The organism is Ignatzschineria indica (assembly GCF_003121925.1).
GTDB classification, from domain to species: Bacteria; Pseudomonadota; Gammaproteobacteria; order Cardiobacteriales; family Wohlfahrtiimonadaceae; genus Ignatzschineria; species Ignatzschineria indica.
Genome location: NZ_QEWR01000003.1, coordinates 277,999 through 292,121, shown reverse-complemented (window position 1 = coordinate 292,121; position 14,123 = coordinate 277,999). Strand labels below are relative to the sequence as shown.

At 40.7% G+C, this 14,123-nt stretch carries 10 protein-coding genes, 4 tRNA genes and 1 other RNA gene; 2 read left to right on the top strand and 13 right to left on the bottom strand.

What is annotated here, in order from left to right:
* Nucleotides 1–465: 465 nt before the first annotated feature.
* The 3 genes from amaA to amaB all read right to left on the bottom strand — a co-directional run bounded on the left by amaA (nt 466) and on the right by amaB (nt 4,561).
* Nucleotides 466–1,776: an L-pipecolate oxidase gene (gene amaA / locus DC082_RS07340; protein ID WP_109236412.1), complete on the bottom strand. Its 1,311-nt coding sequence runs from the start codon at nt 1,774–1,776 to the stop codon at nt 466–468.
* A gap of 65 nt (nt 1,777–1,841) precedes the next feature.
* Nucleotides 1,842–2,858: an Ldh family oxidoreductase gene (locus DC082_RS07335; protein WP_109236411.1), complete on the bottom strand. Its 1,017-nt coding sequence runs from the start codon at nt 2,856–2,858 to the stop codon at nt 1,842–1,844.
* Between the two features lie 194 nt (nt 2,859–3,052).
* Nucleotides 3,053–4,561 (bottom strand): L-piperidine-6-carboxylate dehydrogenase, encoded by a 1,509-nt coding sequence (gene amaB, locus DC082_RS07330; RefSeq protein ID WP_109236410.1) that lies wholly within the window; start codon nt 4,559–4,561, stop codon nt 3,053–3,055.
* Between the two features lie 469 nt (nt 4,562–5,030).
* On the opposite strand from amaB, the gene DC082_RS07325 reads away from it, so the two are divergent.
* Nucleotides 5,031–6,161, top strand: coding sequence for a YkvI family membrane protein (locus tag DC082_RS07325; RefSeq protein WP_109236409.1), 1,131 nt, complete (start codon nt 5,031–5,033; stop codon nt 6,159–6,161).
* A 189-nt stretch (nt 6,162–6,350) separates the two neighbouring features.
* Here DC082_RS07325 and hpaC read toward each other — a convergent pair whose 3' ends face one another.
* The 4 genes from hpaC to rnpB form a co-directional block, all read right to left on the bottom strand.
* Nucleotides 6,351–6,866, bottom strand: coding sequence for a 4-hydroxyphenylacetate 3-monooxygenase, reductase component (gene hpaC, locus DC082_RS07320; protein WP_229821636.1), 516 nt, complete (start codon nt 6,864–6,866; stop codon nt 6,351–6,353).
* Nucleotides 6,867–6,987: 121 nt separating this feature from the next.
* Nucleotides 6,988–8,559: a 4-hydroxyphenylacetate 3-monooxygenase, oxygenase component gene (gene hpaB, locus DC082_RS07315; protein WP_109236407.1), complete on the bottom strand. Its 1,572-nt coding sequence runs from the start codon at nt 8,557–8,559 to the stop codon at nt 6,988–6,990.
* Between the two features lie 162 nt (nt 8,560–8,721).
* A complete protein-coding gene (gene prmC, locus DC082_RS07310) occupies nt 8,722–9,573 on the bottom strand; it encodes a peptide chain release factor N(5)-glutamine methyltransferase (protein ID WP_109236406.1) in 852 nt (283 codons plus the stop codon).
* Nucleotides 9,574–9,606: 33 nt separating this feature from the next.
* An RNA gene (gene rnpB / locus DC082_RS07305) (RNase P RNA component class A) lies at nt 9,607–9,961 on the bottom strand.
* 117 nt (nt 9,962–10,078) lie between these two features.
* On the opposite strand from rnpB, the gene DC082_RS07300 reads away from it, so the two are divergent.
* Complete coding sequence (locus tag DC082_RS07300; protein WP_109236405.1) at nt 10,079–11,563, top strand: MFS transporter; 1,485 nt, start codon at nt 10,079–10,081, stop codon at nt 11,561–11,563.
* Nucleotides 11,564–11,616: 53 nt separating this feature from the next.
* Here DC082_RS07300 and DC082_RS07295 read toward each other — a convergent pair whose 3' ends face one another.
* The 6 genes from DC082_RS07295 to DC082_RS07270 all read right to left on the bottom strand — a co-directional run bounded on the left by DC082_RS07295 (nt 11,617) and on the right by DC082_RS07270 (nt 14,106).
* Entirely contained in the window at nt 11,617–12,063 is a 447-nt protein-coding gene (locus tag DC082_RS07295; protein ID WP_109236404.1) for an MORN repeat-containing protein, read from the bottom strand.
* A gap of 295 nt (nt 12,064–12,358) precedes the next feature.
* Nucleotides 12,359–12,435, bottom strand: a tRNA-Pro gene (locus DC082_RS07290).
* A gap of 50 nt (nt 12,436–12,485) precedes the next feature.
* A tRNA-His gene (locus tag DC082_RS07285) sits at nt 12,486–12,561 on the bottom strand.
* Between the two features lie 53 nt (nt 12,562–12,614).
* A tRNA-Arg gene (locus DC082_RS07280) sits at nt 12,615–12,691 on the bottom strand.
* Nucleotides 12,692–12,731: 40 nt separating this feature from the next.
* Nucleotides 12,732–12,808: transfer RNA gene (locus DC082_RS07275), tRNA-Pro, on the bottom strand.
* A 59-nt stretch (nt 12,809–12,867) separates the two neighbouring features.
* Nucleotides 12,868–14,106: a multifunctional CCA addition/repair protein gene (locus DC082_RS07270; RefSeq protein ID WP_109236403.1), complete on the bottom strand. Its 1,239-nt coding sequence runs from the start codon at nt 14,104–14,106 to the stop codon at nt 12,868–12,870.
* Between the last annotated feature and the right edge of the window lie 17 nt (nt 14,107–14,123).

The following is a 14,123-nucleotide window of genomic DNA, read 5'->3' as shown; positions in this document are numbered from 1 at the left end:
AGTTAACAAATAAAGTTAACAAATAAAACATAATAACTATGTGCAGATATATTTAATTTGACTATGTAAATAATAAGATAATTAAGACTAGTAGCGCTGATTGTCTATTATTGATAGATAAAATCAACCTTTTGATCAAGGTAACCAGATTCTTTGCCTTAGAGGATTTAAAATATGATCATCAAAAAATAATATCGATCGAGAATATAATCATTGAAAGATGATGTGATCTTTAATATCTCCTAATAACGAAGAGAAGATTAAAAAATAATAATCATGTGGCTCTTCATATCTATAAGTTAGGGGGGGTTATGGATATATCTTATTGTCTCAAAACTCTTTAGATGTTTAGCAACATCGCTCAGATAAGCTAGGGCTAGTTATATTAGCGCTATATTAGCGATGTTGCTTCAACTCGCATTTATATTTAGTTTCAATTAATGACAGACTAATTATCCTCAAATGTTAACGAATAATTTTTAAGCATTGTCCTAAGTGATAAAGTGTAAACCCCGTTTCCATATATAGTGATTTTATTTGGCGATAATTGCATTTTGAATCATCTATAGATGAGAAGAAAGGGATAGGAATTTCAGGCTTTCTCTCTTCTGACGTGAAGTAATCAGCAAATAGTTTACCTACAAGAGTTCCAGTTGTAATGCCGCGACCGTTATAGCCAATTGCTGCAATTAGCCCTTCTGCTGGTTCAAATATTTTTGGTGTATGATTATCAGTGAAGCCAATACGTCCACACCAAGTATATTCCCATTCTAGGTTCTTTCCTAATTGTGGGAAATAGTGTTGCTGGATTCGATTTGCCCAAGACTTTAAGTAACATGCTGGTTTATTGTGAGAAAATCCCATGCTACCTAAGACTAAACGATTTTCTTTATCAAGGCGTATACTGCTTAATACCATTCGAGTATCCCATGAGCCTTGTTTATATGGGAGTATTGTTTTACCAGCATCTCCAGTTAAGGGTTTAGATGCTACTTGATAATAGCCTCCACTATATACTGCTTTTCGATATTTGTTTAGATCACCTTCGGCATAAGCATTCGTAGCAATGATGACTTTTTCTGCTTTAATTTTATGGTCTGAAACAGATATTTCCCACTCCCCTCTTGTGAGACAGTTTACTGAAGTTACGGGGCTACACTCATAAATTTTAACACCTAGTTTTAAAGCTGCTTCAGCCATTCCTATAGCATAAGCATAGGGATTGACAGTCCCTGCACGATGATCGAGAAGTGCAACTGGGATTTTGCTACTCCCAGAATATTCTTCTATTTTTGCGCCTCGTAAAAGCTCTACGTTTGCTCCTCTTTTTATAAGTTGTTGGTATCTATCCTCTAGTTCAGAAATGCCTTTTTCATTATGTGCCATATGTAATGTACCGACAGGCATTTGTTGGGCATCTATTTTATATTTTTCAATAAGAGAGAAGACGAGTTTTGGAGCATTACCGAGGGCTGCAATTAGGCTCTCTCCCATCTCTTCTCCTAAAATATCAACCATGAAATCCGGTTTGTTCCAAGTGCCGGCATTTACTAGCCCTACATTTCTGCCACTACCACCATAGGCAATATGGTGAGCTTCTAGTAATATAACTGACTTACCTTTTTCAGCAAGATGAATTGCAGCTGATAGACCTGTGAACCCAGCTCCGATAATGCAGACATCTGTAACGTCATTTTGAGAGATTGAAGGAAAATCAATTTTATTATCGACTAGAGTATGCCAAAGATTTTCATATTTGAGAGAACTATTTAACATAATGGACTACCTTTTAAATATGAGGTTCTTAAGAGATCTTGAGTATAATGATGTGTTAAATCTATTTATGCTTGTTGCTTTTTGAGTGACTTGAGATCTGTGATGAGTGACTTTGGAATAGACAATATGCCTTCCCTCAAGTTTTTATCCCTTGCACTAAATCTTCTTTCAGATGGAAGCCTAACTCCCATTTTATTAAATTGATTTAGATAGTTTTCAGCACGTAATAGCGCATCTTTATACGCATCTCCTAATATTTTTTTAGGATCAATTGCAATAATCAATTCTCCCCCATAAGGTAAAGTAGCTCCTTTTTTAGCCATTAATTGAGATTCCTGACTTGTGAGATCATCAATTAATGGGCCGGCGAGGAGCTCAATCATAGTAGAGATAGCTGTACCTTTATAACTACCAAAGGTGAGCATAGAGCCTTTTAGGGCTTCTAAGGGATTGTTTGTTGGATTCCCATCTTTATCAATAGCTAAGTTATCGGGAAGCATTTTTCCTTCACGCGCATAAAGTTGAATTTCACCTCGAGCTACGGCACTTGTAGCAAAGTCAAAAATGTAAGGGCGATCTATATTAGATCTAGGCCATGCGAAAGCTAATGGATTAGTACCTAAAAGTGGCCCACTACCACCAAAAGGGGCAACCCAGGAATGGCTTGTTGTCATTGCTATACCTACTAAGCCTGCTTTTGCTAATATTTCTAGTTCAACCCAAAGTGCAGAAAAATGAATTGAATGATTAATAGCTAAAAGTGAGATACCAGCATTTTTTGTTTTTTGAATTAAGAGTGGAAGCCCTATAGCATGGCCATATTGTGCAGAGGTCATTTGGCAGTCAATACGAATAATAGCTTCGGTAGAGTTGGTAATTTTAGGAACTGCTGTAGGATTAAGCATACCTTTTTCTAAATTTTTAATGAGTTCTAATACACGCCAGACTCCATGAGATTGGCAGTCAGCTATCTGAGCGGTCATTAAATTTTGAACAACAGCATCCCTGTGTGGCGCGCTAAATCCATGGCTATCTAATATTTCTTCGATAAGATATCGTAGTTGGTCGATAGAGATCTTCATGTCTCCCCCCCTCCTTTTGAGCAGGTATTCCCCACCTGCTCATTTATTTTTATTATTTGAGCTTGTTTATTTTGTTTTTTAAAAATAATGATAGAAGTTTATATTTATACAATATTTATATGATGTTCATATTATGTTTATGTAGCATTAAAAGGAGATTGTTAATTTTATAACAATCTCTCTTATTTTTTACCCTAATCAAACTTTACGCCTTGAGCAAGTGGTAATTCTCTAGAGTAGTTAATAGTATTTGTTTGGCGACGCATATAACCTTTCCATGCATCGGAGCCAGACTCACGGCCTCCACCAGTTTCTTTTTCGCCACCAAAAGCCCCCCCAATTTCGGCACCGCTTGTTCCAATATTCACATTAGCAATACCACAATCACTACCTGCAGCACTTTGGAAAAACTCAGCTTCACGAACATCATTAGTGAAGATACAAGATGAAAGCCCTTGGGGTACTTCATTATTCATTGTTATTGCATCTTTAAAGTTTTCATACTCCATGACGTAAAGGATGGGAGCAAAGGTTTCATGTTTTACGACATCATTCTGGAAGGGCATTTCAACAATTGCTGGTCTAACGTAGTAGGCCTCAGGCATCTCGTCTGCAAGTACTCGTTCACCACCCGTTACTACTCCACCACTTGCTTGTGCTGCGGCTAAAGAGGTTTGCATAGCATCAAAAGAATCTTTATCAATTAATGGCCCCACAAGATTATTAGTATCTAAAGGTGATCCTACAGAAATTGTTTTGTAAGATGCTTTAAGACGTTTAAGAACTTCATTTTTTATAGACTTGTGAACGATTAATCTTCTAAGGGTAGTGCATCTTTGTCCTGCGGTTCCTGCAGCACTAAACAGTATTGCTCGTACAGCAAGCTCTATATCTGCTGACTCTGTGAGAATCATAGCATTATTACCACCGAGCTCAAGAATTGTGCGTCCGAAGCGAGCTGCTACTTTAGGAGCTACCTCTTGTCCCATTCTTGTACTACCGGTGGCACTAATTAAGGGCACTTTAGTATTTTCTACAAGCGCATTACCTGCTTCTGGGCCGCCGATTAAGGTTTGGGAAAGGTTGGCTGGTGCAGTGGAAGAAGTTGTTTTCACAAATTGATCTAAGGCTTTTTCAAAAACAGCTTGACAAGCTAGGGCTGTGAGAGGTGTTTTTTCAGAGGGTTTCCAGACAACACTATTTCCACATATGAGTGCAATTGCTGCATTCCATGACCAAACCGCCATTGGAAAGTTAAAGGCAGTAATAACACCAACGACTCCTAGTGGATGCCAGGTTTCACGCATATGGTGACCAGGACGTTCCGAAGCAATAGTTAAACCATATAGTTGACGTGAAAGACCAACTGCAAAGTCACAAATATCAATCATCTCCTGTACTTCACCTAGGGCTTCTGATTGTATTTTACCTGCTTCGAGTGTAATGATTGATGCAAGATCAGTTTTATGTTCTCTAAGTAATTCTCCTAGAATACGGACTAGTTCTCCTCGAATAGGAGCCGGTACAGTTCTCCAATCTAAAAAGGCCTGATGGGCTTTATCGATAATATCGTTAGCTTCAGCTGCTTCAGCAAAATTTAATTTTGCGATAACGGAACCATCAATTGGACTATAAATTTTGTGTGAACCATCACTTAGTATTCTATTTGAGACGCCTAATTTTTGTAATATGGAAATACTCATTTCAATTATCCTCGTTATTAACCATGTTGGAAAATAGCAATGATAAATCCAGAGGAATTACTCATTGCTTGTTAGTTACTCCCTGAAATTTATTTGTTGACCCTTATTACAACGATTTTATTGTTTTGCTTAATGCCTCATTGAAAAAAAGGGGTAATTTGATCCTACATGTTCCGTAGACGATGAGACAAGCGAACTTAATGCACAGCTTCATTCCTTTAAGGAATAGTTTTCGGAATGAATTAATAGAGCAGTTAATAAATAATGTAAGAAAATAATTCATAAACTCTTGAATTCATATCTTTTGACACTTCTTGCTCAAAAAAGCGAGACTCAAAAGTATCTTAGATACCCTTTAGGTCAGATATTGCGGCCATCAAATGAATGAAAAATATAGATCATAAAATAAATTTTAATAATAAAAAGCTATGGGGATATATCTAAGAATTTTATTACTCAGGAGGAATGTATGAGAAAGGTTATAGAGGTTTTTATTATTGCATTTGCCTATGCGAGTGTTGTTGTTGGGGCTGGAAATGCTTCGGGAATGGAACCGTTTTTTTACTACACATCATTTGGTATGGATGGAACAATAGGTGTATTGATGGCAACTATACTTTATGGGATTGTTGGTTACTTTGTGACAGGTTTAGGTCAGAGGCTTAAATCTAAAAACTATAAAGAAGTTACCTATTTGATTGGAGGTAAAGTAGTAGGAAGATTTATTGATTATTTAATTATCTTTATGATGTTAGGTACCGGCATTATAATGCTTTCCGGCAGTGCAGCATTATTTAAGCAGCAATATGATATGCCCTTGTGGCAAGGAGGGCTAATAATGACTTCACTTGTGACGATAACATTGATGTTACGTCTTCGTAAAATTATCCTAGTGATAGGACTAATCACACCAATTTTAATTGTGCTATTGTCAATTATGGTTTATCACTCATTAGTGAATCAAGTAGAGAGCTATGCAGAAGTTAATGATTATGTAATAGCTGTCGGTGATACTTTACCAGGGACACTCCCAAACTGGTGGATTGCAGCACTTAATCATGTCACTATGATGACAGTGGCGGGCGTGGGAATGTCTTTAGTAATTGGTGGGGAAGAGAAAGACCCCAAAGTAGCGAAATGGGGAGGTGCGCTTGGAGGGCTTATTATAGGGGGAGTGCTATCTATGGGACATTTTGCACTTTTTTCTCAAATTAAAGTGATTGCTCCAACAGTCGATACGTTAGCTTCTATGCCTTCATTACAAATTATGAATACCTATGCCCCTAGTCTAAGCCCCTTATTGACTTTAATGGCAATGGCTATGATTTATAGTACTGCAGTAAGTATGTTTTATGTTTTTATTTCTCGTTATGTGGAGATGGAAACAGTAAAATCTAGAGTTTATATTTTAGTAACACTAGTAATTGGTTATGGTATTAGTTTTGTAGGATTTGTTCAGTTAATGGGGTATTTTTATCCCATAGCAGGCTATGTCGGTATTATTCTGATAGGCATGATTTTTTATGGTCCTTTTAAGGTTCGTAAATTAGAAACATCCGGTGAATTAAAGCCATTATCCTCTCTTTCTGCTTATCATTAACTTTAAAGACTTTTTCTCTTGTTAAGTTAATTTATATTTCTGGATATTGTAAAGAAAGGGAAGAATGGTAGTAGAAATAAGAATAAGACTATTCCTCCCTTTCCTTATTTATATCTTAAGTTATATGGATATTCTTTTTATAAATTAGCTCTTTGCGCCTTAATTTATAATATTTCAATCCTGAATTATTTATCGCATCTCATCCCCTACCGCATGGAAGGCGCGAGAGAAGTAGGCAAGAGCAGCGCCGCCGGTACGATTTCGAATCTCAAAGAGCTCAATAAAGAAGAGGGTATGAGTTCCCATCTCCATTGTTTGAATAATCTCCCCTTGTAGATTGGCAAGCGAATCTTGCAGGATTGGGAGTTGATGCGCCCCTTCGCACCATGCATGGCGGCGAAAACGTTCTTCGATATTAAGCTGCGTTAATCCAGCAAAATCTTTAGCTGTCTCCTCATGCTCCTTTGCTAAGATATTGATGGCAACGACGCCATTCTCTTTGAGCGTTGCGTTTGTTTTGCTATTTTGGTTAACCGCAATCATCACTGTTGGGGGAGAATCTGTAATAGAGCAGACCGCAGTTGCTGTTAAGCCACATTTTCCGGCACGCCCATTAGTAGTGATAATATTAACTGCAGCTGAGAGCGAACTCATTGCATCGCGGAACTGTTGTTGAATGGGGGTTAATTGAGGTTTATTCATCATCTCCTCCTTCGATAATTACTTATATGCTTTTATTATCATTTTTTAGATAGATTCCCCACTCACAGCGGGTAAGAACAGGTGAGAAGCGGTGAGCGAGGAATTTTATCTGCCGAATTTGACGTTAGCGATCTGCTAATAATTGATCAATGACATTGATGTCATCTGAGTTATGGAGATGGGGAACAGTCCAGCCATCGACATCATAATCAGAGAGACACTGATCCACTAAACCGATCATTCGATCGAGCTCCCCTGAGGCACGAAGTTGGCCTAAACATTGGGTACGAATATCATCTTGGTTGCCGGCATAGTTGATCTCATAGAGTTCATGACGCCCGCCAAACTCAGTTCCGATAGCATCCCAGAGAAGTTTTAAGATCTTAATACGATCGGTGTGGCTAATATCATTGGAACCTCGACAATAGATACTTAAGTAATGATCAAGTGTTGGGTCTTGGAGATCACGAGATCCTGAAGGAAGATAGATCAAACCACTTGCCACTGTCTTTTCAATAATATTTTTAATACGAGCATATGCTTCTGGCGCATTTGCTCGATAGGCATGGACCGCCTCTTGATCGGGGAGGAAAGTTCCATTCCACTCTTTTGAATTTGCCCACATCGCCTCTAAGAAGGAGCTAAAGGCATTACGAAGGCCGGCAACTTCTCCTACTTGTGCTTGAACGCCACGGAATTCAAGAGAGCCGGTACACTCCAATGCTTTTACTAAAAGACCTGTGATAAACTCGAGCTTGACCACAAAGCGGGCACAAGCCTGCATAGGGAAGAGCTGCACAAATCCTGCTTGTCCAAACCAAGCCTGACATTTTTTAGGATCTCTATAGATTAAGACATCTTCCCAAGGGATAAAGACCTTATCGAAGATGAGGATCGCATCATTCTCATCAAAGCGACTAGAGAGAGGATAGTCAAAGGCATTTCCGGTCAGGCTGCTCATCAATTCATAAGAGGGGCGACAGATCAGTTTCACACCTTTTGCATTCATCGGGGCGATAAACATCATTGCAGAAGAGGGTTCTTCACCAATTAAGTTCGCAGGACCAGGACCGATGAAATTGTAGTGGGTTAAGGCTGAGTTTGTCGCAACAACTTTAGCCCCACTGACGATGATTCCATCTTCTCTCTCTTCTTGAACGGTGATAAAGACATCTTTCAACTCACTGACCGGTTTTGCCCGATCAATAGGAGGATTGACAATTGCGTGATTCATATAGAGGCAGCTCTCTTGCAATCGCTTATACCAGCGACGAGCATTATCGGCAAACTCCCCATAGTAGTCGGCATTAACACCGAAAGTATTCCCAAGAGCTGCTTTATAATCGGGAGAGCGTCCCATCCAACCGTAAGTCAATTTTGACCATTCGGAGATCGCTTCGATCTGCTCTCTTAACTCTTCACGACTTTTAGCATAGCGGAAGAATTTATGGGTATAACCCCCATTGCCGGTATCAGTCTCCCAGGTTAACTTCTCTTTAGTTGCCGGATCATGAAGCGCATCATAGAGTTTTGCGATTGAGGCGACAGAGTTACGAAATGCCGGATGAGTGGTAATATCTTTGACGCGCTTGCCATAGATATAGATTTCACGCTCATCTTTTAAGCTCTCGATATATTCTGCTCCGGTAAATGGACGATTTTTTTCTGCACGAAAGTCTTCAGGTAATTTTGTCATTATTCCCTCCTTTGGTTTTTTATTATTGGTAATGACAACCTGAATTCACGATAGCAAAAAGAGGAGGGATAAAAAGGTATTATTGAGAGATAAATCGGTACTTTTCACCAAAAAAAGGTGTTTTTGTCACTTTTTTAGGCTAAAAGTATTCTCTGTTCGGACTTAGGGGCGGCTAGTGGACGGATAAAAACCGAGCGTCACACGATCATTACCCCCATAATCTTTTCGAGTTTCGATCGATTGATATCCTCTTTCAGCCATTTTCTGTTGTAAAACTTTACCTTGATCGAAGCCATGCTCTAGCAGAAGCCAGCCGGAATCTTTAAAGTAGTAGGGGGCATTTTCAATCAGATAAAAAAGATCACCTAAACCGCTATCTTCTGCAATAAGGGCGCGTTTAGGTTCATATTTCACACCATCACCATCAAGGTGAGGGTCGATGGGATCGATATAGGGGGGATTGGAGAGAATGAGATGATAAGAGGCTTTAGGAAGTGCGCTAAACCAATTGCTCTCGATAAACTCAATATCGAGATTATTTCTCTGGGCATTTTGTGCTGCAACTTTTAAAGTTTGTGGATAGTAATCAACAGCGGTCACCTCAATATCAGGACGATATTTTTTGATGGCTAGCGCAATAGCGCCACTGCCGGTGCCAAGATCGAGTAGAGAGAAGGCGTTCTCCACAGTTATAGGAATCCGCTCAAGAGCAGCTTCTACAATCACTTCAGTATCATCACGCGGAATTAAAGTCTCTTCATTGACTGTCAATTGTAAGCCGTAAAACTCCTTTTCTCCGCTAATATAAGCGAAAGGCTCTCCCGCTGCTCGGCGGATAAGAAGCTGTCGATATTGCTCTATAAGGGTAGGGGATAATACTTTTTCGGGAAAGGCGATGAGATAACTACGATTTCGTTTGAGCAGATAGGAGAGGAGAAGTTCTGCTTCAAATTGGGGGGAGGGAAGATGTGTTAATTGTGCTCTCCCTTCAAGAATCGCATCAATAATTGTCATAGTGATCTCTCGTCGTGATTCTTTTATAAAATGGGGATGAGTTAGCCGATAAGCCGGGTTCTGTCGTGGATGATCATTCCTCTAGGCCTAGAATTGCTTCTAGGCTCAAGCGACCTACCCGAGTACAACGCGGATCTCGTCTAATGTACTCCTATTTGGTCTTGCTCCAGATGGGGTTTACCTCAGCTACGAAGAGTCACCTCTCGCACGGTGCGCTCTTACCGCACCTTCTCACCCTTACCGAGATCTAATGATCTTTAGGCGGTATCATTTCTTCAGCACTTTCCATGGACTCGCGCCCTCTAGACGTTATCTAGCATCTTGATCCGAGGAGCCCGGACTTTCCTCTCGTTATTTTGCAATAACCAGCGATCATCTAGCTAACTCAAGCGCACCATTTTGCCTAAGTTTTTCAATTAAAGCAATCGGAAAGCACGCAGGGGGCTATATTTTTTTAAGTAAGGGGGTTACACTCACTATAAATAGCAAGGAAAAAGGGGAATCTATGGGAGAGAGCAGAGAAACCGAACTGAAGAATCAGCGTTATCGAGTTTTACTGCCGGTGATTTTAGCCATCGCAATCTTTATGCAGATGCTCGACACCACTATTCTTAATACCGCGCTTCCCTCGATTGCGCGAGATCTCAATGAACCGCAACTGAAGATCCAATCAATCTTGGTTGTCTATACGTTAGTCTTAGCGATCTGTGCGCCGATCAGTGGCGTAGTTTCTGATAAGATCGGCACTAAACGAACCTTTCTTTTAGCGGTTGTCTTCTTTACGTTGGGTTCACTCTTTGCGGCGCTCTCATTAACACTTCTACAATTAACGCTCTCTCGAGTATTGCAAGGGGTTGGAGGGGCGATGTTAACGCCGGTTGCGCGATTGGCATTAATGAAGGCTTATGACCGAAAAGAGTATCTGCGAGTGATCAATTATGCAATTACGCCGGCGCTGATTGGTCCTATATTAGGACCTGTATTAGGGGGATATCTAGTGCAATATATGAGTTGGCATTGGATCTTTCTTATCAATATTCCGATCGGTGCGATTGTCCTCATATTAGCGCTCTTTTTTATGCCTGATTTTCGTGGTGAGCCTTTCCGATTTGATCTTCGCGGCTACCTGATCTTTGCTTTGGGTATTTTTGCGATTACTTTTGGTCTTGAGTACTCCATCAATGGAGAGCAGAAGTGGATTACCTTCCCCCTTCTGATTGTCGGTTTTATTCTATTAATCAATTATTGGTTCTATGCGAAACGGAAAGAGGCGCCACTATTTGCCACAACCCTTTTAGATGTCAGAACTTATCGTATCGGGCTTTTAGGAAATCTTATCGCCCGTTTAGGGATTAGTGCGATGCCTTTTCTTCTGCCACTCTTTTTTCAAGTTGCATTAGGCTATAGTCCGAGTGATGCGGGGTGGCTTTTAGTACCGATCGCTGTTGGTGGACTCTTTGTTAAACCAATTGTAACTCGAATTTTAAAGATGACGGGATATCGCCGGGTACTGATCTGGAATACGCTCTTTATTAGCCTCTTAATTATTACGATTGGATTTATAGGGCGCTTTATCCCTATACCGCTCTTAATTGTGATTCTCTTTATCTTAGGTGTCTGTAACTCCACCCAATTTACGGCGATGAATACCTTGACGATTGGAGATTTAAGAAAAGAACAGGTCAGCAGTGGAAATAGTCTAATGGTTGTTAATCAGCAGTTAGCTTTAACACTAGGTGTCGCATTTGCAGCACTCTTCCTAAACTTCTATGTGGGGCAGGGATGGTTTGTGTCGGAGAATACTGAAAAGGCATTCCAACTGACCTTTATCACGATGGGGTCTTTAACTTTCTTTGCCACCTATATCTTTGCTCGATTGCGCCATGATGATGGTGATTTAATGGCGGGGCGAATCGATGAGGAGAAGGAAGGGCTCAATCCTCATCAGGAAGATCCCCAACATGAAAAGGTTCATCAGCGAAAAGCATAAAGCTGATCTACCTGATCTAGTTGATTGATTAGTTGATTTGGGGCGTGATCTATTTAGCGGGAGACTCCGCGGCTTCCATCGGGAAAGAAGATCTCTCCTCGATCGACTTTATGATCTTTAAAGGTGCCGATAAAGGTGGAGCCATCACTTAAGATTAAGCGCCCTCGACCTTCAAAACGGCCATTTTTATGTTCTCCCTCATAGATCTCGCCACTACTTATCTCACTGCGCCCAAAACCATGAGGTAAGCCCTTTTTAACTGCTCCTTGATAACGAGATCCATCGGGCATTATAATTTTGCCGTAGCCGGTCGCTTCTCCTGATTTTAACTCGCCGATATAGATGCTCCGATTGGGAAGAATCTGGTATTGATCTGTCGGGAGTGATTGAATCTGTTTTTGTGCATCAAGGTAGGGTTGATCGATGCGAATGGTGTCAGGGGCATGGGTGCAAGCTATGAGTGTTAAGGAGAGGAGAAGTGGTAGTAATTGTTTTTTCATAAAGTGGCTCTTAAATTGAATATCGATAAATAGAGATCAAGTAGGGCTCAAGTAGAGATGCGTAGGTATCGATAATAATGGTAGGTTGTACCGAATCTTGATAGATTTTGATAGATCTTAAATCTTAAATGACTCATTGTAATATTAGGAGAAATATTTTGGCGGAGTATTTTCTGGAGACGAAAAAAAACGTCCTGATGGACGCCGCGTTTTGATGAGTTTTATACTTTATCACTCATCCTTAATTTAATATTTAATTTAATATATATAAGTGATTTAATAGATGTAATTTAAATGGTCGGGGCAGAGGGATTCGAACCCCCGACCCTCTGGTCCCAAACCAGATGCGCTACCAGACTGCGCTATGCCCCGAACTTAAATTGTGTTAGATCCTTTGGGAGAATCTATTAAATAAGGTAAATTGGGGTGAACGACGGGACTTGAACCCGCGACAACCGGAATCACAATCCGGGGCTCTACCAACTGAGCTACGCCCACCATAGATGATTTACCGTATTCTTTCTTGGCTCTAATGCACGCCTCTTGCTTAATGGCGCGCTCGGCAGGACTCGAACCTGCTACCCTCGGCTTAGAAGGCCGATGCTCTATCCAGATGAGCTACGAGCGCTTAAAGCACTTTAGGGCCGCATTTGAATCAGATTAAAAATTGGTCGGGGCAGAGGGATTCGAACCCCCGACCCTCTGGTCCCAAACCAGATGCGCTACCAGACTGCGCTATGCCCCGAAATTTTTATTCTTGCTTTCCAAGAAAGAAATGTATCATAGGCTATTATTTTTCTAGCGTCAAATATTTGAGTAATTTTTAATCGTTTCCTGCAGTTTCTTAATTTGTGCTCGCTCAATGATATTGGGAATCTCTTTACGATCAGCATCGGTAATAAGCGGTTTGAGGTCGATCTCTTGCAAGGCATCTCTTAAAGTTAGGAGATACTCTCTTTGGGGATATTCCCGTTCAGTGAAATGGAGACGACCTCTTGCATCGGCCATACAGGCATCAACAAAACGCGTTAGATTTTGGGGTTTACGAATAGCATCGAGCTTTTTAAGGAGCTTAAGAATCGTCTTAGGCTTAAGGCTGAACGCTTGATGCATTAGAAGGTGATATTCTGTCACTTTTAAGGCGATATCTCGAAACTCTTTAGGTACTTTAAGACGATCACAAAATTGCGTCACGATGGGGACACCGCGAATTTCATGCAGTTTGTGACTCGGCCACTCTTCTGGCGGCGTGATCGCTTTACCAAAATCGTGGCAGAGAATAGAGAAGCGGGTTGGAAGATCATCGGTGATTTGGGTTGAAACCTCAAGCGCCATTAATGTATGAACGCCCGAATCGATTTCAGGATGATATTTTGCTGTTTGCGGAACGCCAAAGAGCGCTTCAACCTCTGGAAAGAGGATCTCTAATGCATCCACCTCCCGTAAAGCGTTAAAAAATTGATGGGGAGTTGCTTCTCCAAGTGCCTTGATTAGCTCTTGAAAGACGCGCTCGGCGGTGAGAGCTTCCAGCTCTCCAGAGTGAATCATTGTTCGAATAAGAGCTTTAGTCTCATCGGCAATGGTAAAGCCATATTGTGCATAACGAGCATAGAAGCGAGCGAGTCGCAAGACCCTTACAGGATCTTCAACAAAGGCGGGGCTCACATGCCGCAATATACGTGCCTCTAAATCTTGTAATCCACCATAAGGATCAATAAGATTTCCCTCACTATCTTCTGCTATGGCATTGATGGTGAGATCACGTCGCAGGAGATCTTCTTCTAATGTAATAGAAGGGTCTGCCGAGATTGCAAAACCTTGATAACCTTTTGCAACTTTTCGTTCAGAGCGAGCAAGTGCATACTCCTCTTTGCTCTCTGGATGAAGAAAGACAGGGAAATCTTTTCCCACTAAAATATAGCCGGCATCGCTCATTATTTCAGGCGTTGCACCGACAACTACCCAATCATGCTCATGGTATGGGTGTCCTAAAAGTTTGTCCCGAACGGCCCCGCCGACAAGGTAGGTTTGAAATGAACTCATATTGCTTTTTCAATATT

Excerpts from the sequence above, each read along its gene's own strand:
- amaA (WP_109236412.1), bottom strand. The coding sequence starts at position 1,776 with ATGTTAAATAGTTCTCTCAAATATGAAAATCTTTGGCATACTCTAGTC.
- DC082_RS07335 (WP_109236411.1), bottom strand. The coding sequence starts at position 2,858 with ATGAAGATCTCTATCGACCAACTACGATATCTTATCGAAGAAATATTA.
- amaB (WP_109236410.1), bottom strand. The coding sequence starts at position 4,561 with ATGAGTATTTCCATATTACAAAAATTAGGCGTCTCAAATAGAATACTA.
- DC082_RS07325 (WP_109236409.1), top strand. The coding sequence starts at position 5,031 with ATGAGAAAGGTTATAGAGGTTTTTATTATTGCATTTGCCTATGCGAGT.
- hpaC (WP_229821636.1), bottom strand. The coding sequence starts at position 6,866 with ATGATGAATAAACCTCAATTAACCCCCATTCAACAACAGTTCCGCGAT.
- hpaB (WP_109236407.1), bottom strand. The coding sequence starts at position 8,559 with ATGACAAAATTACCTGAAGACTTTCGTGCAGAAAAAAATCGTCCATTT.
- prmC (WP_109236406.1), bottom strand. The coding sequence starts at position 9,573 with ATGACAATTATTGATGCGATTCTTGAAGGGAGAGCACAATTAACACAT.
- DC082_RS07300 (WP_109236405.1), top strand. The coding sequence starts at position 10,079 with ATGGGAGAGAGCAGAGAAACCGAACTGAAGAATCAGCGTTATCGAGTT.
- DC082_RS07295 (WP_109236404.1), bottom strand. The coding sequence starts at position 12,063 with ATGAAAAAACAATTACTACCACTTCTCCTCTCCTTAACACTCATAGCT.
- DC082_RS07270 (WP_109236403.1), bottom strand. The coding sequence starts at position 14,106 with ATGAGTTCATTTCAAACCTACCTTGTCGGCGGGGCCGTTCGGGACAAA.